The organism is Streptomyces sp. ADI95-16 (genome assembly GCF_003721495.1).
Classification (GTDB): Bacteria; Actinomycetota; Actinomycetes; order Streptomycetales; family Streptomycetaceae; genus Streptomyces; species Streptomyces goshikiensis.
This window is the reverse complement of sequence record NZ_CP033581.1, coordinates 2,080,304-2,099,222: the sequence shown is the minus strand read 5'-3', so window position 1 is coordinate 2,099,222 and position 18,919 is coordinate 2,080,304. Positions and strand designations below refer to the sequence as shown.

At 73.4% G+C, this 18,919-nt stretch carries 18 protein-coding genes; 14 read left to right on the top strand and 4 right to left on the bottom strand.

Translation table 11 applies throughout. The features are described from left to right. Positions 1-138 precede the first annotated feature (138 nt). A complete protein-coding gene (locus tag EES41_RS09040) occupies positions 139-1,446 on the top strand; it encodes a haloacid dehalogenase-like hydrolase (protein WP_123077108.1) in 1,308 nt (435 codons plus the stop codon). Positions 1,447-1,465: 19 nt separating this feature from the next. Here the strand turns inward: EES41_RS09040 and EES41_RS09035 are convergent, their stop codons facing one another. Then, positions 1,466-2,671 carry an amino acid deaminase/aldolase gene (locus EES41_RS09035; protein ID WP_123077106.1) on the bottom strand — a complete coding sequence of 402 codons (1,206 nt, stop codon included), beginning with the start codon at positions 2,669-2,671 and terminating at the stop codon, positions 1,466-1,468. A 215-nt stretch (positions 2,672-2,886) separates the two neighbouring features. On the opposite strand from EES41_RS09035, the gene EES41_RS09030 reads away from it, so the two are divergent. The 3 genes from EES41_RS09030 to EES41_RS09020 are packed head-to-tail and all read left to right on the top strand — an operon-like array spanning position 2,887 to position 5,600. Next, positions 2,887-3,645, top strand: a complete 759-nt coding sequence (locus EES41_RS09030; RefSeq protein ID WP_123077104.1) for a hypothetical protein — start codon at positions 2,887-2,889, stop codon at positions 3,643-3,645. After that, on the top strand, positions 3,642-4,841 hold the full coding sequence (gene mycP / locus EES41_RS09025) for a type VII secretion-associated serine protease mycosin (RefSeq protein WP_123077102.1): 1,200 nt from the start codon (positions 3,642-3,644) through the stop codon (positions 4,839-4,841). Before EES41_RS09030 ends, mycP begins: the two co-directional genes overlap by 4 nt. Positions 4,842-4,853: 12 nt before the next feature. Then, positions 4,854-5,600, top strand: a complete 747-nt coding sequence (locus tag EES41_RS09020; RefSeq protein ID WP_123077100.1) for an SseB family protein — start codon at positions 4,854-4,856, stop codon at positions 5,598-5,600. Positions 5,601-5,698: 98 nt separating this feature from the next. Here EES41_RS09020 and EES41_RS09015 read toward each other — a convergent pair whose 3' ends face one another. Beyond that, complete coding sequence (locus EES41_RS09015; protein WP_073774625.1) at positions 5,699-6,079, bottom strand: DUF1844 domain-containing protein; 381 nt, start codon at positions 6,077-6,079, stop codon at positions 5,699-5,701. A gap of 324 nt (positions 6,080-6,403) precedes the next feature. Between EES41_RS09015 and infC the strand changes: the two genes are divergently transcribed. From infC to EES41_RS08965, 9 genes are all read left to right on the top strand, one after another. Then, positions 6,404-7,135, top strand: a complete 732-nt coding sequence (gene infC, locus EES41_RS09005; RefSeq protein WP_123077098.1) for a translation initiation factor IF-3 — start codon at positions 6,404-6,406, stop codon at positions 7,133-7,135. A gap of 117 nt (positions 7,136-7,252) precedes the next feature. Further along, positions 7,253-7,447, top strand: coding sequence for a 50S ribosomal protein L35 (gene rpmI, locus EES41_RS09000; RefSeq protein ID WP_008741876.1), 195 nt, complete (start codon positions 7,253-7,255; stop codon positions 7,445-7,447). Positions 7,448-7,546: 99 nt separating this feature from the next. Then, on the top strand, positions 7,547-7,939 hold the full coding sequence (gene rplT / locus EES41_RS08995; RefSeq protein WP_008741875.1) for a 50S ribosomal protein L20: 393 nt from the start codon (positions 7,547-7,549) through the stop codon (positions 7,937-7,939). Positions 7,940-8,085: 146 nt separating this feature from the next. Beyond that, complete coding sequence (locus tag EES41_RS08990; protein ID WP_008741874.1) at positions 8,086-8,952, top strand: RNA methyltransferase; 867 nt, start codon at positions 8,086-8,088, stop codon at positions 8,950-8,952. A 56-nt stretch (positions 8,953-9,008) separates the two neighbouring features. Beyond that, positions 9,009-10,109 (top strand): ATP-binding protein, encoded by a 1,101-nt coding sequence (locus tag EES41_RS08985; protein ID WP_123077096.1) that lies wholly within the window; start codon positions 9,009-9,011, stop codon positions 10,107-10,109. 149 nt (positions 10,110-10,258) lie between these two features. Beyond that, positions 10,259-11,386, top strand: coding sequence for a phenylalanine--tRNA ligase subunit alpha (gene pheS, locus EES41_RS08980; protein WP_008741872.1), 1,128 nt, complete (start codon positions 10,259-10,261; stop codon positions 11,384-11,386). Next, on the top strand, positions 11,386-13,914 hold the full coding sequence (gene pheT / locus EES41_RS08975; RefSeq protein ID WP_123077094.1) for a phenylalanine--tRNA ligase subunit beta: 2,529 nt from the start codon (positions 11,386-11,388) through the stop codon (positions 13,912-13,914). The genes pheS and pheT overlap by 1 nt, the downstream gene beginning before the upstream one ends. A 495-nt stretch (positions 13,915-14,409) precedes the next feature. Further along, complete coding sequence (locus EES41_RS08970) at positions 14,410-15,747, top strand: transcriptional regulator (RefSeq protein WP_123077092.1); 1,338 nt, start codon at positions 14,410-14,412, stop codon at positions 15,745-15,747. A gap of 53 nt (positions 15,748-15,800) precedes the next feature. Continuing rightward, entirely contained in the window at positions 15,801-16,331 is a 531-nt protein-coding gene (locus EES41_RS08965) for an NUDIX hydrolase (RefSeq protein ID WP_123077090.1), read from the top strand. Between the two features lie 15 nt (positions 16,332-16,346). On the opposite strand, the gene EES41_RS08960 is transcribed toward EES41_RS08965, so the two are convergent. Then, positions 16,347-17,240, bottom strand: a complete 894-nt coding sequence (locus EES41_RS08960; RefSeq protein WP_123077088.1) for a 3-hydroxybutyryl-CoA dehydrogenase — start codon at positions 17,238-17,240, stop codon at positions 16,347-16,349. Between the two features lie 154 nt (positions 17,241-17,394). On the opposite strand from EES41_RS08960, the gene EES41_RS08955 reads away from it, so the two are divergent. Then, positions 17,395-18,690, top strand: a complete 1,296-nt coding sequence (locus EES41_RS08955) for a glycoside hydrolase family 10 protein (RefSeq protein ID WP_123077086.1) — start codon at positions 17,395-17,397, stop codon at positions 18,688-18,690. A 1-nt stretch (position 18,691) separates the two neighbouring features. On the opposite strand, the gene EES41_RS08950 is transcribed toward EES41_RS08955, so the two are convergent. Next, positions 18,692-18,889 carry a DUF1918 domain-containing protein gene (locus tag EES41_RS08950; protein ID WP_037797244.1) on the bottom strand — a complete coding sequence of 66 codons (198 nt, stop codon included), beginning with the start codon at positions 18,887-18,889 and terminating at the stop codon, positions 18,692-18,694. Positions 18,890-18,919: the final 30 nt, after the last annotated feature.

Sequence of the window (18,919 nt, the reverse complement as noted above, 5' to 3'; positions counted from 1 at the left end):
GGACCGGCGGGAGGGGCGCCGGGGCTCCCGGGCGTTCACCCGTACTCCATCCACCCGACAGCCGGGCGTCGCGCGACGCCCGGCTGTCGGGTTTACCGTCCGAGATGATCTTCATAGGAAAAGGGAGCGTTCACCTCAGTGACCCCACGTAGCACCGTACGACGGCTCCAGTCCGTCGGCGCCGCCGTCGCGCTCACCGCCGCCGCCCTCGTCACCACCGCGCCCGCCGCCCAGGCCGCCCGCCCCGGCGGCCACTGCGTCACCCCGAAGCTCGCGGCCGGCTGGTACGGGGACAACCAGGCCCGCCTCCAGCAGCTGATCGACCAGTACGGCCGCTGCGCCCCGTACCGGCCGAGCCGTGAGAAGCCCGTCGCCGTCTTCGACTGGGACAACACCGTCGTCAAGAACGACGTCGGCGACGCCACCATGTTCTGGCTGCTGCGGAGCGGGAAGATCCGCCAGCCCGCCGCCGGCGACTGGGCCACCACCAGCCGCTTCCTCACCCCGGCCGCCACCGCGGCGCTCGCCGACGCCTGCGGCGCGCTCGCCCGCCCCGGCGCCCCGCTGCCCACCGGGACCCCCGCGGGCGCCGGCTGCGCCGACGAGATCAACGCCGTCTACGGGACCGCCGCGACGCGCGGCGGAGCCGCCGCCTTCGCGGGCTGGGACCGGCGCACGACCGAACCCGGCTACGCCTGGCTCCCGCAGCTGACGCAGGGCTGGACCGCGCGCGAGATCCGCGGCTTCGCGGCCGCCGCCCGCGCCGAGAACCTGGCGGCGCCGGTCGGCGCCACCCAGCAGGTCGGCAGCGGCAAGGTCACCGGCTGGGTCCGCTACTACGACCAGCAGCGGGACCTCGTCAAGGGCCTGCAGAAGGCCGGCTTCGACGTGTGGATCAGCTCGGCCTCGCCCCAGCCGGTCGTCGAGGTGTGGGCCGAGGGCGTCGGCATCGACGCCGGCCACGTCATCGGCATCCGCAACGTCACCTCCCGCGGCGGGAAGTTCACCCCGCACCTGGAGGGCTGCGGATCGGTGCGGGACGGCGCCGACACGATGATCACGTACGTCGACGGCAAGCGCTGCTGGATCAACAAGGAGATCTTCGGCGTCCGCGGCGCCGCCGCCGAGAAGGTCCAGCCGGCCGCGCGCCGGCAGGTGTTCGCGGCGGGCGACTCCGACACCGACATATCGTTCCTGCGGGACGCGACCGCGCTGCGGCTCGTGGTCAACCGTAACAAGAACGAACTGATGTGCCGCGCCTACGACAACAGCGACGGCAAGTGGATCGTGAACCCGATGTTCATCGAGCCGAAGAAGCAGAAGGCCACGCCCTACCCGTGCGCGACGAGCGGGTACGTGGACCACGACGGCACGCCGGGCCCCGTCCGCCGGGGTGACACCAGCGTCATCCCCGACCAGACGGACACGGTGTACGCGGCCTCCTAGCTCCCGCAGGCCCCTCCTCTCAGAGGAAGGTGCGGCCCTCGCCCCGGTAGGTCGCGGCGGTGGCCGTCACCCGGTCGCCCTCGACCAGGTGCAACGCGTCGAACCGCTCGCACAGTTCCCCCGCCTTCGCGTGCCGGAACCAGACCCGGTCGCCGATCAGCAGATCGTCGGCCGGGCTGCCCAGCAGCGGGGTCTGCACCTCGCCGGCGCCCTCCTGCGGGTCGTAGCGCAGCCCCCGCGGAAGGTACGGGACCGGCAGCCGGTCGGCCCCGGCCGCACCGGAGGCGGGGTAACCGCCACCCAGCACGGTGACCACGCCGACCCCGGGCCGGCGGACCACCGGCAGCGCGAAGAGCGCGGCGGGACGGCCCCGGAACGAGGTGTAGTTGTCGAACAGGCGCGGTACGAAGAGCCCCGAACCGGCGGCGATCTCCGTGACGGCGTCCTCGGCGGCGGTCTGCTGGACGCTGCCGGTACCGCCGCCGTTGACGAACTCCAGGTCCGCAACCACGGAGCGGACGGCCCGGACGGCCTCGGCCCGGCGGCCCGCGAGTTCCTTGCGGGCGGCGGCCTGCATGAGGCGGATGACCCGCGAGCGCAGCGGCCGCCCCGCGAGGGCGTCCCCGACCCCCGCGACATGGCCCTCGTAGCCCATGACCCCGACGACCCGGAAGCCCGGCCGGGCGGAGACGGCGCGCGCCAGGTCCGCGAGCTGGGCGGGCTCGCGCAGCGGCGAACGCCGGGCGCCGACGCGCAGCTTGCCGCCGAGGAGCCGGAGCGCGGTGTCGAGCTCCAGGCAGACCCGGATCTCCTGGGCGCCGCCGGCGCGGGAGCGGTCGATCAGCTCCAGCTGGGCCGGATCGTCGACCATCACGGTGACGGCGGCGGCCAGCTTGGGGTCCCCGGCGAGCTCGGCGAACCCGGCGCGGTCGGCGGAGGGGTAGGCGAGCAGCACGTCCTCGAACCCGGAGCGGGCCAGCCAGAGGCTCTCGGCGAGGGTGTACGACATGATCCCGGCGAACCCCGGCCGGGCCAGGACCCGCTCCAGGAGCGCACGGCACCGGACGGACTTGCTGGCCACGCGGACGGGCTTCCCGCCGGCCCGGCGCACGAGGTCGTCGGCGTTGGCGTCGAAGGCGTCGAGGTCGACGATGGCCAGCGGCGCGTCGAGGTGGGCGGTGGCCCGGTCGTACCGGGCCCGGTCGCCTCCGGCGGGGGGTGTCATGGCGGCAGCTTGCCAGACCCCTCTACCGGTGGGTAGGCCCCGAACCCCGCCGTCTCACCCCTCGGCCCCGTCGTCGGCCGCCCTCCCGGAAGCCGCCGTCCGCACCCCGCCCGCCACCGCCCCCGCGGCGGTGCCGGGACCGCCGCAGCGGACGAACCGAGGGCGGACGTAGAGTACGGGGGCCGCAGCGGACGAACGGGGGGCTGAGCCGCCGCATGACGACGTCGACACCGCAGAGCGAATTCCCCGCGGAAGCCGCGCCCCGCCCCGCCCCCCGACGCCTGACGGCCGCCGTCCTGTGCGCACTGCTCGGAGCCGGACTCCTCGGCGGAGCCGGGATCACCGGCTGGCGGGAACACCGGGCCGCGCACCGCCCGCTCACCGCCGACGCCGCCTACCGCAAGGCCGGTTCGCTCTGGCGGGACACCCCCGTGGACACCCTCTTCCCGCCCGTCCTCGCCGGAGCCGCCGCCGGACCCGGCGGCTCCGACCGCACCTGGACCCGGGTGGCCCTCGCCCCCGACGCCGAGTGCGCGGCCGCGCTGGCCCCCGAGTGGCAGAGCCTGCTCACCGAGACCGGAGCCGGCTGCACCCGCGTGCTCCGCGCCACCTACACCGACGCCACCCGCAGCTCCCTGATCGCCGTCGGCCTGGTCTTCACCCCCGCCCCCGCCACCGCCATGGCCGGCCTGCGCGAGCGCCTCACCGCCCCGCCCGCCTACGGGTTCACCGACCCGCAGCGCGCGGCCTGGACCGCGACGGTCCTCCCCGAGGCCCCCGTCGTCGTCTACGCCGTCTCCGCCTTCGCGGACGGCCGCCCCCTGGACAAGCCGCTCCCCGCCGGGGACGCCCTGAAGAAGGACGCCACCGGAGCCGTCGCCCGCGCCGGCCTCGGCCACGAGGCGCAGGCCGTCGCCGACCGGACGGGACGCGCCGTACAGGCCCTCGCCACCGCGCCGGAGCCCCCGAAATGAACCGACCCCGCCCCGCCGGCAGGACCCGTCACCCGGCCGCCCTCCTGCTCGCCGCCCTCCTGCTCGCCGCGGCCGCCGCGCCGCCCGCCGCCGCCGACACCGTCGACGCCATACGCGACCGCCAGTGGGGCCTGCTCGCCCTGCGCGCCGAGGAGGCCTGGGGCACCACCCGGGGCGACGGGGTCACCGTCGCCGTCCTCGACACCGGGGTCGACCCCACCCACCCCGACCTCGCCGGGCAGGTCCTCGACGGCGCCGACCTCATCGGCATGGGCGCCGGCCGCGGCGACCGGGCCTGGGCCCGCCACGGCACCGCCATGGCCGGGATCATCGCCGGGCACGGCCACGGGGCCAACCGCAGCCAGGGCGTCCTAGGCATCGCCCCCCAGGCGAAGATCCTCCCGGTCCGGGTGATCCTCGAAGAGGGCGACCCCGGCCGCGCCAAGGCCCGCGAGAGCAAGGGCGGCGCCCTCGCCGAGGGCATCCGCTGGGCCGCCGACCACGGCGCCGACGTGATCAACATGTCCCTCGGCGACGACAGCGAGTCCGCGCACCACGAGGCAGCCGAGGACGAGGCAGTCCAGTACGCCCTCGCCAAGGGCGTCGTCGTCGTGGCCTCCGCCGGCAACAGCGGCAAACAGGGCGACCCCGTCTCCTACCCGGCCGCCTACCCCGGGGTCATCGCCGTCGCCGCCGTCGACCGCCGCGGCCGCAAGGCCGCCTTCTCCACCCGCAACTGGTACGCCACCGTCAGCGCCCCCGGCGTCGACGTGGTCATCGCCGACCCCGACCGCTCCTACTACGAGGGCTGGGGCACCAGCGCCGCCGCGGCCTTCGTCTCCGGCTCCGTCGCCCTGGTCAAGGCCGCCCACCCGGGGCTGTCCCCGGCCCAGGTCAAGAAACTGCTGGAGGACACCGCCTCCGACACCCCGCCCGGCGGCCGCGACGACTCCCGGGGCCACGGGATGGCGGATCCCGTCGCCGCGATCCAGGCCGCGGAGGAACTGCGCCCGGAGCGGCCGGTCCCCTCGCCCGTCGCGGCCGGACGGCCCTACTTCGGCCCCGGTCCCGAGCCCGCCCGAGCCCCCGGGCGCGGCGACCGGTTCGCGGCCGTGGCGGCGGCCGCCGCCGGGGTGGCGCTGCTCGCGCTGGCCCTCGTACTGGCCCGGCGGCCGCGGCGGCCCGGGCCGGGATAGGGTCGGGTAACTGTGGCGAACAAAAACATCCCCGACCCCGGCTTCTCCGATGACGACGGCTCCGCCGACCCCCGGCTGAGCGCGGCCCTGGCCGCCTGGGCCGAGGACAGGGCCAACGAGCCCGAGGTACTGGCGGCGCTGGCGGACGCCCGCCTGCTGGTGCCCGTCGTCGCGGTCCTCGGCGAGGTGGAGACCGACCCGGAGACCGGGCTGCGGCGCGAGAAGACCAGTGACATGGCCGTCCCCACCCTCCAGGCCGGGGACCGGCGGGCGCTGCCCGCCTTCACCTCCATCGCCTCGCTCGCGCTCTGGGACCCGGCGGCCCGGCCGGTGGCCGTCCCGCTGCACCAGGCCCTCAAGGCCGCCGCGCACGAGAAGGCCGACACCGTGGTCCTCGACCTGGCCGGCCCGGTCAGCTACGAACTCACCGGCGCCGCCCTGCGCGCCCTCGCCGAGGGCCGTACGGACGCCGGCCCGCTGGCCGACCCCGCGGTGCGGGAGGCCGTACGGGCCGCCGTGGCCGGGGAGCCCGCCGTACTCCGCGCCCACCTGGGCCCCGGCGGCGCCGACGCCGACGGCACCCTCGCCATCGCGCTGGCCGGTGACGCCGGGGCCGCCCAGGCGGCGGCCCGCCGGGTCGCCGAGGCGCTGGCCGGCGACGAGACCCTGCGCGGACGTCTGGTGCGCGGGCTGAACCTGGCGCTGCTGCCGGCGCAGGCACCGAACCCGCCCGGCGAGCCCCTGTACACGCGCCCGTAAGGGCGGCCGGAACGAGAAGGAGGCCGGGGCGCCAGGCCCCGGCCTCCTTCTCGTTCCGCCCCGGCGCGCGTACGGGCCGCGCGCGGGGGCGGGGACGGCTACGCGTACACCGGGCCCGTGAACTTCTCGCCCGGACCCTGGCCCGGCTCGTCCGGGACGACGGAGGCCTCGCGGAAGGCGAGCTGCAGCGACTTCAGGCCGTCGCGCAGGGGGGCCGCGTGGAAGGAGCTGATCTCGGTGGCGCTCGCGGTGATCAGGCCGGCCAGCGCCTGGATCAGCTTGCGGGCCTCGTCGAGGTCCTTGTGCTCGGAGTCCGGCTTGTCGAGCCCCAGGTTGACCGCGGCGGCGCTCATCAGGTGCACGGCCACCGTGGTGATGACCTCGACGGCGGGCACGTCCGCGATGTCGCGGGTCATGGCGTCGAAGTCGGGGGCCGGGGCGGAATCGGTGGAGTCAAGGGGAGGCGTCGCGTCAGTCATGTGTCCCACGATATGCCGTGCGGCGGCCTTGCAACGCGGGTGCTAGTATGTACTTCGACCGGCCGGACACCTGTGTGCCCGGCCCACAAGTGGAGGCTCCGATCTCCCACCTGACTGCCCTCACGGGCGGCGGGTCATCCGGTCAGGCGGTGTCCATCGTTCCGTACGGACGATGGGAAGCTGCCCGAGTTTGCGCCCCGCGGTTCGCATGCGGAGGTGCTCCGGTTGTGTTGGAGCCCCTGCCTGTGCCCGGCGGGGCTTTTTTGTTTTCCCCGCCGCGGTCGGTCTGACGGAAAAACGTCAGCGGCTGTCTGCCAGACAGCCGTGTGGTGCTACCGAGGAGGATCCATCAGCACCGAGCCCCGCATCAACGATCGGATTCGTGTCCCTGAGGTGCGACTCGTCGGTCCCAGCGGCGAGCAGGTGGGCATCGTCCCGCTTGCGAAGGCGCTTGAGCTCGCGCAGGAGTACGACCTGGACCTGGTCGAGGTCGCGGCGTCCGCACGCCCGCCGGTCTGCAAGCTCATGGACTACGGCAAGTTCAAGTACGAGTCGGCCATGAAGGCCCGTGAGGCGCGCAAGAACCAGGCGCACACGGTCATCAAGGAAATGAAGCTCCGGCCGAAGATCGACCCGCACGACTATGACACCAAGAAGGGTCACGTCGTTCGGTTCCTCAAGCAGGGCGACAAGGTCAAGATCACGATCATGTTCCGTGGTCGCGAGCAGTCCCGGCCGGAACTCGGCTACCGACTGCTGCAGCGTCTCGCCTCGGACGTCGAGGACCTCGGGTTCATCGAGTCGAACCCGAAGCAGGACGGCCGAAACATGATCATGGTTCTCGGTCCGCACAAGAAGAAGACCGAGGCGATGGCCGAAGCCCGCGAGGCGCAGGCCGCCCGCAAGGCCGAGCGCCAGGGTGTTTCCGCCACCGACGAGGAGGCTCCTTCCGAGGACGCCACCGTCGAGGCGGAGAGCGCCCCGGACGAGGCTGCCGCCTCTGCCGAGGTTGCCGAGGACGTCGAGGCACCGACCTCTCACGAGGCATCTGCCTAGGCCTGATCCAGGGACAGCCCGTCCCGGGTCACCGACACAACATGACGCTCCCGCGTGCCCGGTCCGCCCAGCGGACCGGACCGGCGGGAGCGCCACCGACGAGGAGATAACGGCGCTATGCCGAAGAACAAGACGCACAGCGGTACCAAGAAGCGCTTCAAGGTGACCGGCTCCGGCAAGATCCTGCGCGAGCGCGCCGGCAAGCGCCACCTGCTCGAGCACAAGTCGTCCAAGCTGACGCGTCGCCTCACCGGCAACGCCGAGATGGCCCCGGGCGACGCCGCGAAGATCAAGAAGCTTCTCGGCATCTGACGTCTCCGCTCCCTCCCGGGAGCGGGACGGCATGACCGGGACCCCATCGAATTTCGGGCCGTGTGAAGACACCCACGGCCCCGCTACAAGGAGTAAAAAGTGGCACGCGTCAAGCGGGCAGTAAACGCCCACAAGAAGCGCCGGGCGATCCTCGAGGCTGCCTCCGGCTACCGCGGTCAGCGTTCGCGCCTGTACCGCAAGGCCAAGGAGCAGGTCACCCACTCGCTGGTCTACAACTTCAACGACCGCAAGAAGCGCAAGGGCGACTTCCGTCAGCTGTGGATCCAGCGCATCAACGCCGCTGCCCGCCAGAACGGCATGACCTACAACCGCCTCATCCAGGGTCTGAAGGCCGCCAACATCGAGGTGGACCGCAAGATCCTCGCGGAGCTGGCCGTCAACGACGCCAACGCGTTCGCCGCGCTCGTCGAGGTCGCGCAGAAGGCGCTTCCGGCCGACGTGAACGCCCCGAAGGCCCCCGCCGCCGCCTAAGCGATCCGCTTCGCGCAGCGAGCCTCACTGGCTTCAGTCCGGACCCGCAGGCCCTGTGCCTGCGGGTCCGTGCGTTGTTGACGACCCGCCGGGTCGATGAACCACCCGTTTTCACCCGCAGTACGTACGGAAGCGAGCCGACCGCCATGGGTACCCCCGCCCCCGCCGAGCTGATCTCCCCCCGGTCCCCCCGGGTGGCCGCCGCCAGGCGACTGGCGCGACGCAACTTCCGCACCAAGGAGCGCCGCTTCATCGCCGAAGGACCGCAGGCGGTCCGCGAGGCCGTGGAGCACCGGGGCGCCGGGGGCGCCTCGACCCTGATCGAGCTGTTCGCGACCGCCGAGGCCGCCGAGCGCTACCACGACATCGTCGAGGCCGCACTGGCCGCCGGGGCGCGCGTCCACTACGCCTGCGACGAGGTGCTCGCCGAGGTCTCCCAGACGGTCACGCCGCAGGGCCTGGTCGGCGTCTGCCACTTCCTCGACTCGCCCTTCGAGGACATCCTGGCCGCCCGGCCGAAGCTGGTCGCCGTCCTGGCGCACGTCCGCGACCCCGGCAACGCCGGCACCGTACTGCGCTGCGCGGACGCCGCCGGCGCGGATGCGGTGGTGCTGACCGACGCCTCCGTGGACCTGTACAACCCGAAGTCGGTACGGGCCTCCGTGGGCTCCCTCTTCCACCTGCCGGTCGCGGTCGGCGTGCCGGTCGAGCAGGCCGTCGAGGGGCTGCGGGCCGCGGGCGTGCGGATCCTCGCGGCCGACGGGGCCGGCGAGGACGACCTGGACGCCGAGCTCGACGCGGGCACCATGGGCACCCCCTCGGCCTGGGTCTTCGGCAACGAGGCGTGGGGCCTGCCGGAGGAGACCCGGGCGCTGGCGGACGCCGTCGTACGGGTCCCGATCCACGGCAAGGCGGAGAGCCTGAACCTCGCCACGGCCGCCGCCGTGTGCCTCTACGCCTCCGCGCGTGCACAGCGGGCTCCCGGAGGGTGCCGCTCCGTGACCCCCAGCTAGTAATGTGGCGATCCGGGGGGCCCACTGCGCTACTCGGAGATGTGGGGTACGGGGACATGACCGTCGGTACGAACAGCTCGCCCGCGGCCGTCGACGCGGCCCCGGCCGGGTTCTCCGGGCTCGGGATGGATCCGGACGACCTGCCCGACGGGCTCGTCATCGCCGACGACACCGGCCGGGTCATCTGCTTCAACTCCGCCGCGGCCCGGATCACCGCCCTGAAGGCGGGGGACGCGCTCGGCGACCTGATCGACCGGGCGCTGCCGCTGGAGGACCTCGAAGGCCGCCGCTGGTGGACCCTGACCGACCCGTACGGGGGACTGGCCACCCGGCGCGGCCAGCCCGAGCGGAACCTGCTGCTCCCCGGCGGCCGCGAGGTGCTCGTCTCCGCCCGCTACGTGCGCACCCACCCGACCGGGCCGCTGCGCCGCCTCGTGGTCACCCTGCGGGGCACCGAGGCCCGGCGCCGCACCGAGCGCAGCCACGCCGAGCTGATCGCGACCGTCGCGCACGAGCTGCGCTCCCCGCTGACCTCCGTCAAGGGCTTCACGGCGACGCTGCTCGCCAAGTGGGAGCGGTTCACCGACGACCAGAAGCGGCTGATGCTGGAGACCGTCGACGCCGACGCCAACCGCGTCACCCGGCTGATCGCCGAGCTCCTCGACATCTCCCGCATCGACTCCGGGCGGCTGGAGGTGCGCCGCCAGCCCGTCGACCTCGCGACCGCCGTCGGCCGGCACGTCCAGGCGCTGACCGCGAACGGCCAGTCACCCGACCGGTTCCTCGTCCGCGTCAGCCGGCCGCTCCCCGATTGCTGGGCCGATCCCGACAAGATCGACCAGATCCTCGGCAACCTCCTCGAAAATGCCGTGCGGCACGGCGACGGAACGGTCACCATCGACGTGTCGCCGCATGAGAAGGGAACCGCCGTCACCGTGACCGACGAAGGCCCCGGGATCCCCGAGGAGTCGATGGGCCGCGTCTTCACCCGCTTCTGGCGGGGGAGCAAGCGCGGCGGCACCGGCCTGGGCCTGTACATCGTCAAGGGCATCGTGGAGGTCCACGGCGGCACCATCACGGTGGGCCGCGGGCACAGCGGCGGCGCCGAGTTCCGATTTATCCTGCCCGTCGCCGCCCCGGCCTATCTCACGCAGTAGCCCTGCGCGGGGTCTCGCCAGGTGGCCCACGGGCTCCCTCCACCCCCAGCGACCTTTAGACTCGTCCTTTGGCACCTTTGTGTCCTTGTCCGATCAGGTCGATCGAGTCGTCGGGGACCACCAGCCAGCCATCGGAAGTACGGGAAGAGATGTCGGCACCGAACAAGTCGTACGACCCTGTCGAGGTCGAGGCACTGAAACCGGAAGAGATCGAGCGCATGCGGGACGAGGCGCTCGCCGCCTTCGCGTCCGCCGGCGACCTCGACGAGCTCCGCGAGGCGAAGACCGCGCACATGGGCGACCGCTCGCCCCTGGCGCTCGCCAACCGGGAGATCGGCGCCCTGCCGCCCCAGGCCAAGGCCGAGGCGGGCAAGCGCGTCGGACAGGCCCGCGGCGCCGTGAACAAGGCCTTCGGGGCCCGCACGGTCGAGCTCGAAGCCGAGCGCGACGAGCGGGTGCTGGTCGAGGAGGCCGTGGACGTCACGCTGCCCCACGACCGCGTCCCGGCGGGCGCCCGGCACCCCCTGACCACGCTGATGGACCGCATCGCGGACATCTTCGTGGGCATGGGCTACGAGGTCGCGGAGGGCCCCGAGGTCGAGGCGGAGTGGTTCAACTTCGACGCCCTCAACTTCACGCCCGACCACCCGGCGCGCCAGATGCAGGACACCTTCTTCGTCCGGGGCCCCGAGGGCACCGAGGGCGACGAGTCCGGCGTCGTGCTGCGCACCCACACCTCCCCGGTGCAGGCGCGCTCGCTGCTGGAGCGCAAGCCCCCCGTCTACATCGTGTGCCCGGGGCGGGTGTACCGCACCGACGAGCTCGACGCGACGCACACCCCGGTCTTCCACCAGGTCGAGCTGCTCGCCGTGGACGAGGGCCTGACCATGGCGGACCTCCGCGGCACCATCGACCACATGGTCAAGGAGCTGTTCGGGGAGGAGACCACCACGCGGCTGCGCCCGCACTTCTTCCCCTTCACCGAGCCGTCCGCCGAGATGGACATGCAGTGCTACGTGTGCCGCGGCGCGTCGGTGGGCAACCCCGACCGCCCCTGCCGCACCTGCTCCAGCGAGGGCTGGATCGAGCTCGGCGGCTGCGGCATGGTCAACCCCAAGGTGCTCATCGCCTGCGGTGTGGACCCGGAGAAGTACAGCGGGTTCGCCTTCGGGTTCGGCATCGAGCGGATGCTGATGTTCCGCCACAACGTCGAAGACATGCGAGACATGGTCGAGGGTGACATCCGTTTCACCCGGCCGTTCGGGATGGAGATCTGATGCGGGTCCCGCTTTCCTGGCTGCGGGAGTACGTCGACCTCCCCGCCGGTGAGACCGGTCGCGATGTCGCGGCCAAGCTCGTCGACGCCGGCCTTGAGGTCGAGACGGTCGAGCAGCTCGGCGGCGGGCTCACCGGCCCGCTCGTCGTCGGTCAGGTCCTGACGATCGAGGAACTGGAAGGCTTCCGCAAGCCGATCCGCTTCTGCACGGTCGACGTCGGCCGGGCCAACGGCACCGGCGAGCCGCAGGAGATCGTCTGCGGCGCCCGGAACTTCTCCGTCGGCGACAAGGTCGTCGTGGTCCTGCCCGGCGCGGTGCTCCCCGGCGACTTCGCGATCGCCTCGCGCAAGACGTACGGCAGGACCTCGCACGGCATGATCTGCTCCGGCGAGGAGCTCGGCATGGGCGACGACGGCACGCACGGCATCATCGTGCTGCCGCCGGAGCACGAGGTGGGCACCGACGCGATCGAGCTGCTCCAGCTCGTCGACGAGGTCCTCGACATCGACATCACCCCGGACCGCGGCTACTGCATGTCCCTGCGCGGTGTCGCCCGCGAGGCGGCGACCGCGTACGGCCTGCCGCTGCGCGACCCGGCGCTGCTCGACGTGCCCGCGCCGAACTCGTACGGCTACCTCGTCAAGGTCGAGGACCCGGCCGGCTGCGACCGCTTCACCGCGCGCACCGTCACCGGCCTGGACCCCGAGGCGCGCTCTCCGATCTGGCTCACGCGCCGCCTGCAGAAGGCGGGCATGCGCCCGATCTCGCTCGCCGTCGACATCACCAACTACGTGATGCTCGAACTCGGCCAGCCGCTGCACGCCTACGACCGCTCGCGGCTCGACGGCGCCATCGGCGTCCGCCGTGCCGAGCAGGGCGAGGAGTTCACCACGCTGGACGGCGTCAAGCGCACCCTCGACGCCGAGGACCTGGTGATCACCGACAGCAGCGGCCCGATCGGGCTCGCCGGTGTCATGGGCGGCGCCAACACCGAGATCGCCGACTCCGTCACCGACCCGGAGACCGGCCGGGTCACCGGGACCACGGACGTCGTCATCGAGGCCGCGCACTTCGACCCCGTGTCGATCTCGCGCACCGCCCGCCGCCTGAAGCTGTCCTCCGAGGCGTCCAAGCGCTTCGAGCGGGGCGTCGACCCGCTGGCCGCCGCCGCGGCCGCGCAGCGGACCGTCGACCTGCTCGTCCTGCTCGCGGGCGGCACCGCCGAGGCCGGCGTCACCGAGCTCATCGCGCCGGGCGCCCCGCGCACCATCGCGATGAGCGCGAACCACCCCGACCGGGTCGCGGGCATGGAGTACGGCCGCGAGACCGTCGTCCGCCGCCTCCAGGAGATCGGCTGCGACGTCTACGGGCAGGACGAGCTCGTCGTCACCGTCCCGTCGTGGCGGCCCGACCTCGCCGAGCCCAACGACCTCGCCGAGGAGGTCATCCGGCTGGAGGGTTACGCGAACCTCCCGTCCACCCTCCCGCAGGTCCCCTCCGGCCGGGGTCTGACCGCGCGGCAGCAGCTGCACCGCCGGGTCGGCCGGGCGCTGGCCGGCGCGGGCTACGTCGAGGCGCTGAGCTACCCGTTCCTGGGCGAGGGCGTCTTCGACCAGCTCCAGCTGTCCGCGCACGACGCCACCCGTCAGGTGGTCAGGCTCGTCAACCCGATCTCCGACGAGGAGCCGGCGCTGCGCACCACGCTGCTGCCGGGTCTGCTCGGCGCGCTGCGCCGCAACGACAGCCGGGGCAGCCACGACCTCGCGCTCTTCGAGACCGGTTCGGTCTTCCGGGCCGGCAAGGAGCCGGGGGTCGCCGTACGGCTGCCCGCCGACCGCCGTCCCACGGACGAGGAGATCGCCACCCTCGACGCCGCCCTGCCGGCGCAGCCGCGGTACGCCGCGGTCGTGCTGGCCGGTGCGCGCGAGCAGGCCGGCTGGTGGGGCAAGGGCCGTCCGGCCGACTGGGCGGACGCCGTCCAGGCGGCGCGCTCGCTGGCCGTCGAGGCCGGCGCCGAGCTCGTGGTGCGCCAGGGCCAGTACGGTCCGTGGCACCCGGGCCGGTGCGCCGAGCTGCTCGTCACCCTGGACGGGGTGGAGACGGTCATCGGCCACGCCGGTGAGCTGCACCCGCGCGTCGTCAAGGCGATGGGCCTGCCGGCCCGCGCCAGCGCCATGGAGCTCGACCTGGACCGCCTCGCGGCGGCCGGCGGCGAGCCCGTGCGGGCGCCCCGGATCTCCACCTTCCCGGTGGCGACCCAGGACGTCGCGCTGATCGTCGACGCGACGGCCCCGGCGTCCGAGGTGGAGGCCGCGCTGCGCGCGGGCGCGGGTGAACTGCTGGAGTCGCTGCGGCTGTTCGACGTGTTCACCGGCGAGCAGGTGGGCGAGGGCAAGAAGTCCCTCGCGTACGCGCTGCGCTTCCGCGCGGCCGACCGCACGCTGACGGCCGAGGAGTCCACGGCCGCGCGCGACGCGGCGGTGGCGCTGGCGGGCGAGCGGACCGGGGCGGTGCTCCGGGGCGCGTAGCCCGTCGCGGTCCGACCGCACGCAAGGCCTGTTGAGGGGCGCATCCGGAACACCGGGTGCGCCCCTCACTCGTGCGGGTGAGTCGCGTCGCACCGGCGGGCGGCTCGCCGACGATGTCGCCCTGCCGGTGCTCCGCGACGACCGGTGGCGCGCGGCCCCGGTCACGCGCACCGGGCCCGGTGGGAGGGCCCGGCGCGCGTCCGGCCGGCCCTGCCGGGGCCCGGCGACCAACCGGGCGCCGGCGGAGCCGGGACGCGCCGCCCGCCTGCCATGGAGTGTCGGGCAGACAGCAGAACGGGCGGCGCGGTGACGGGTCGTCGCACTGTACGAGGGGGAGCCGACGACCCGGGCCGCCTCTTGAGGAGGCCCTTAAGTGAAGCGCCCCGGGGCACCTCCGCGCGAGGGTGCGCATCGCATTTATGCGCGTACTGCATTCACACCCCGTGTGAACCGCGCACCCACTAGCCTGAATTCCACGAGCCCTTGGAGGGGCCCATGCAGCCGAACACCCTGCTCGACGCCCTTCTCGCCGAGGCGGGCATGTCCCACGCCGGACTTGCCGCGCACGTCAACCAGGCGGGCCGTACCCGCGGACTCGCGCTGCGCTACGAACACACCGCGGTCTCCCGCTGGTTGAAGGGGCAGCGCCCGCGCGGGCAGGTCCCCGACCTGATCTGCGAGGTCCTCGGCGGCCGCCTCGGCCGGTCCGTCGGCCTGGACGACGCCGGGCTCGGCGTCCCCGGCCCGCCGTCCCCGCACGCCACACCGCTCAGCGGGTTCGTCGACCGGGCCGCCGCCCTGTGGCGCGCCGACGAGCAGGGCCGGATCCGGCTCCTGACGGCCGAGGCGGTCACCGGCACGCCCGCCGTCATCCCGGTCTGGGAGTGGGAGAACCCGCCCGAGGACATGGACGTGTCCCGGGAGGGCGCGACCCGGGTCGGGCCCGAGCACATCGAGATCCTGCGGGCGGCCCGCGCGCACTACGAGCTGATGTACCGCCGGGCCGGCGGGGTGGCCACCCGGGACCGCATCGTCCGCTTCCTGGGCAGCGAGACGGCCCCCCTGCTGCGCGGCAGCTACCCCGACGCCCTCGGCCGCCGTCTGCACCGCGCCGCCGGTTCCCTGGTGGCGGTGGCGGGCATCTGCGCGTACGACTCGGACGCCCACGGGCTGGCGCAGCGCTACTTCCACCAGGCCCTGCGGCTCGCCAAGGCCAGCGGGGACCGGGGACTGGGGGCGTACGTCATCGCGCTGCTCGTCAACCAGTCGCTGTACCTGCGGGAGCACCGCCAGGGCGTCGCCTTCGCCGAGGCCGCCCTGCGCGCCGCGGGCCGCCACACCACCCCCGCCCTGGCCGCCGACCTGTACGCGATGCAGGCCAAGGCGTACGCCCAACTCGGCGACACCCGGGCGGCGCTGGAGTGCATCCGGCGGGCCGAGGCGGCCGCCGAGCGGATCCGGCCGGGTACGGAGCCCGACGAGACGGGGTACGTCCAGCCCGGGCTGGTCAACGTACAGGTGGCCCAGGCGCTGCTCAGCCTCGGGGACCTGGCCGCGGCCCACGAGCAGGCGACCGCCGCCGTGGACACACCGGCGCACGATCGCGGGCGCGTCCACCGGCTGGCGATGCTGTGCGAGGTCCAGCTGCGCCAGGGCGAGGCCGACCGGGCGGTGGTGGCCGCCGCCGAAATGGCCGAGCGGGCCAAGGGGATGGAATCACTCCGGCTGCGGGAGCGGCTTCGGGAGGTCCGCGAACAGCTGCTGACCAGCGGTTGTTCCGGAGCGGAGGAGACCGCTCAGCTCATCGACGGGGCGCTGCGCGTTCCCCTGTGACGGTCCGAGCTGCTGCCATGTTGCCACCTACTCGAACGGAAGGTGGCACAACCGTGCAGTGGACGAACCTGAGCGAGCAGACCGTGTACAAGAACCGCTGGTTCGATGTGAACCTCGCGGATGTGGAACTCCCCGACGGGCGGCACCTGGACCACTTCGTGATCCGGCTGCGGCCGGTCGCCGTCGCCACGGCCGTCAACGAGGCCAACGAGGTGCTGCTGCTGTGGCGCCACCGGTTCATCACCGACAGCTGGGGCTGGGAGCTCCCGGCGGGGGTCGTCGAGGACGGCGAGTGCGTCGAGGCGGCCGCCGCGCGCGAGATGGAGGAGGAGTCGGGCTGGCGGCCCGGCCCGCTCCACCACCTGATGACCGTGGAGCCCTCCAACGGGCTCACCGATGCCCGCCACCACCTCTACTGGGCGGACGGGGCCACGTACACCGGCCACCCCGAGGACGACTTCGAGTCCTCGCGCCGCGAGTGGGTCCCGCTCAAACTGGTGCCGGACATGATCGCCCGGGGCGAGGTCCCGGCCGCCAACATGGCGGCCGGGCTCCTGCTGCTCCACCATCTGCGGCTGGGGTGACGGCCGCCGCGGGGATCAGTCGTACGGGTAGAAACCCGAGCCGGTCTTGCGGCCGAGGCGGCCCGCGTCGACCATCCGCTGGAGCAGCGGGGGAGCGGCGTACAGCGGCTCCTTGTACTCGGCGTACATCGAGTCGGCGATGGAGGCGATGGTGTCCAGGCCGATCAGGTCGGACAGCTTGAGCGGTCCCATCGGGTGGGCGCAGCCCAGCTCCATGCCGTTGTCGATGTCCTCGCGGCTGGCGATGCCGGACTCGAACATCCGGATCGCGGACAGCAGGTACGGGACGAGGAGCGCGTTGACGACGAACCCGGACCGGTCCTGGGCGCGGACGGCGTGCTTGCCCAGCACGTCCCGCACCAGGGCCTCGGCCCGCTTGACCGTCTCCTCGCTCGTGGTCAGCGCCGGGATCAGCTCGACGAGCTTCTGCACCGGGGCCGGGTTGAAGAAGTGGATGCCGATGACCTGATCCGGCCGCGAGGTCGCGACGGCCAGCTTCACCAGCGGGATCGAGGAGGTGTTGGAGGCGAGGATCGCGTCCGGACGGGTGATGACCTGGTCGAGGACCTGGAAGATCTCCGTCTTGACCTGCTCGTTCTCGACGACGGCCTCGATGACGAGGTCGCGGTCGGCGAACTCGCCGAGGTCGGTGGTGAAAGTGAGGCGGGCCAGGGTGGCGTCCCGCTCCTCCTCGCTGATCTTGCCGCGTTCGGCGGCCTTCATCAGGGAGTTGTGCAGCCGGGTGCGCCCGAGTTCCAGGGCCTCGCCGGTGGTCTCGGCGACCTTCACCTCAAGACCGCTGCGGGCGCACACCTCCGCGATGCCCGCGCCCATCTGGCCACAGCCCACTACGCCGACGCGTGCGATGTCGGTAGGGAGGTCCGTCACATCGTGCCTTTCGCTGCTCATCCATCGCGGGTCCCCCGTGCTCGACAGTGGTCACTGCTTTCCGGCGCCCGCCACGCCCCACGACGTTACCCCCGACCTTGACCGGCGTGGCGGGCCGGGGCGGGCATGCTGGGCGCACGCAGGGCAATGTCACCGAGCGGAGTGGAGTCCTCACATGGAGTACATCGGACGGCGGGGGCTGCTGGCGGGAGCGGCGGGGGCGCTGACCGTCGCGGCGACGGCCGGGGCGGCGGGCGCGGCGGCCCCGGCGGTCGCGGTGGAACGGGCGGCCGAGGCGGGCCGGGCGGGCGCGGTCGACCGGGCGGGGGCGGCGGGCCGGGCGGCCACCGCCGAGTTCCGGGGGATGTGGATCGCCTCCGTCCAGAACGTGGACTGGCCCTCCCGGGCCGGGCTGTCCGCCGCCGAACAGCGCTCCGGGCTGATCTCCCTCCTCGACACCGCCGTCAGGCGCCGGCTGAACGCGGTGATCCTCCAGGTCCGGCCGGCCGCCGACGCGATGTGGCCGGGGGCGCGGGAGCCCTGGTCCCAGTGGCTGACGGGCGTGCAGGGCGGTGATCCCGGCTGGGACCCGCTCGGCGTCGCCGTCGCCGAGGCGCACGCCCGCGGGCTGGAACTGCACGCCTGGTTCAACCCGTACCGGGTGGCCCAGCACACGGACCTCGACCGGCTGGTCGCGAGCCATCCGGCCCGGCGCAACCCCGACTGGGTGGTCCGGTACGGCGGCAAGACCTACTACAACCCGGGCCTGCCCGAGGTGCGGCAGTTCGTCCAGGAGGCCATGCTCGACGCCGTCTCCCGCTACGCGGTGGACGGGGTCCACTGGGACGACTACTTCTACCCGTACCCCGTCGAGGACGAGTACTTCGACGACGACGACGCCTACGAGGAGTACGGCGGCGCCTTCGGCTCCCGGGCGGACTGGCGCCGCGACAACATCGACACCCTGGTCAAGGAGATGTCGGACCGGCTGAAGAAGATCCGGCCGGCCGCGCGGTTCGGCGTCAGCCCCTTCGCGGTCTGGCGCAACGACGACGTGGACCCGCAGGGCTCGCCGACGCGGGCGGGCGTCGCGACCTACGACGACCTGTACGCGGACACCCGCAAGTGGGTCAGGCAGGGCTGGATCGACTACATCGTGCCGCAGGCCTACTGGCAGATCGGCCACCCGACCGCCGACTACGCGGACATCGTGCCCTGGTGGGCGCGCACGGTCGCGGGCACCGGCGTACGGCTCTACATCGGCGAGGCGCTCTACCGCTGCGACGCGGAGAGCGCCACGGAGGCCTGGCGCGACCCCGCGGAGCTGTCGCGGCACGTCACCTTCGCCAAGCGGTACGCCGAGGTCCGCGGCCACGCCTACTTCTCGGCGAAGCAGGTGGCCGCGGACCCCAACGGAGCGATGGCCAGGGTGGTCGCGGACCACTACCCGACGGCGGTGGCGCCGCGCTGAGTCAGTGCGCGGGCTCCGACGGGTGCTTGACGACGCAGTCGGGGCCGGGGGACATGACGGCTTCGTGGCCGTCCTGGAAGCGGACCCGGTAGGGAGGGGTCCCGTTCTCGCCGAGTACCTGGGTGATCTCGCCGACCTTGTCGTGCTGGCCAACGATCCTGCCGTGCTGCACCAGCTGGTCGCCCTCGGTCGCACGCATGGTGACCTCCTCGATGGCGGTCCGATCCGA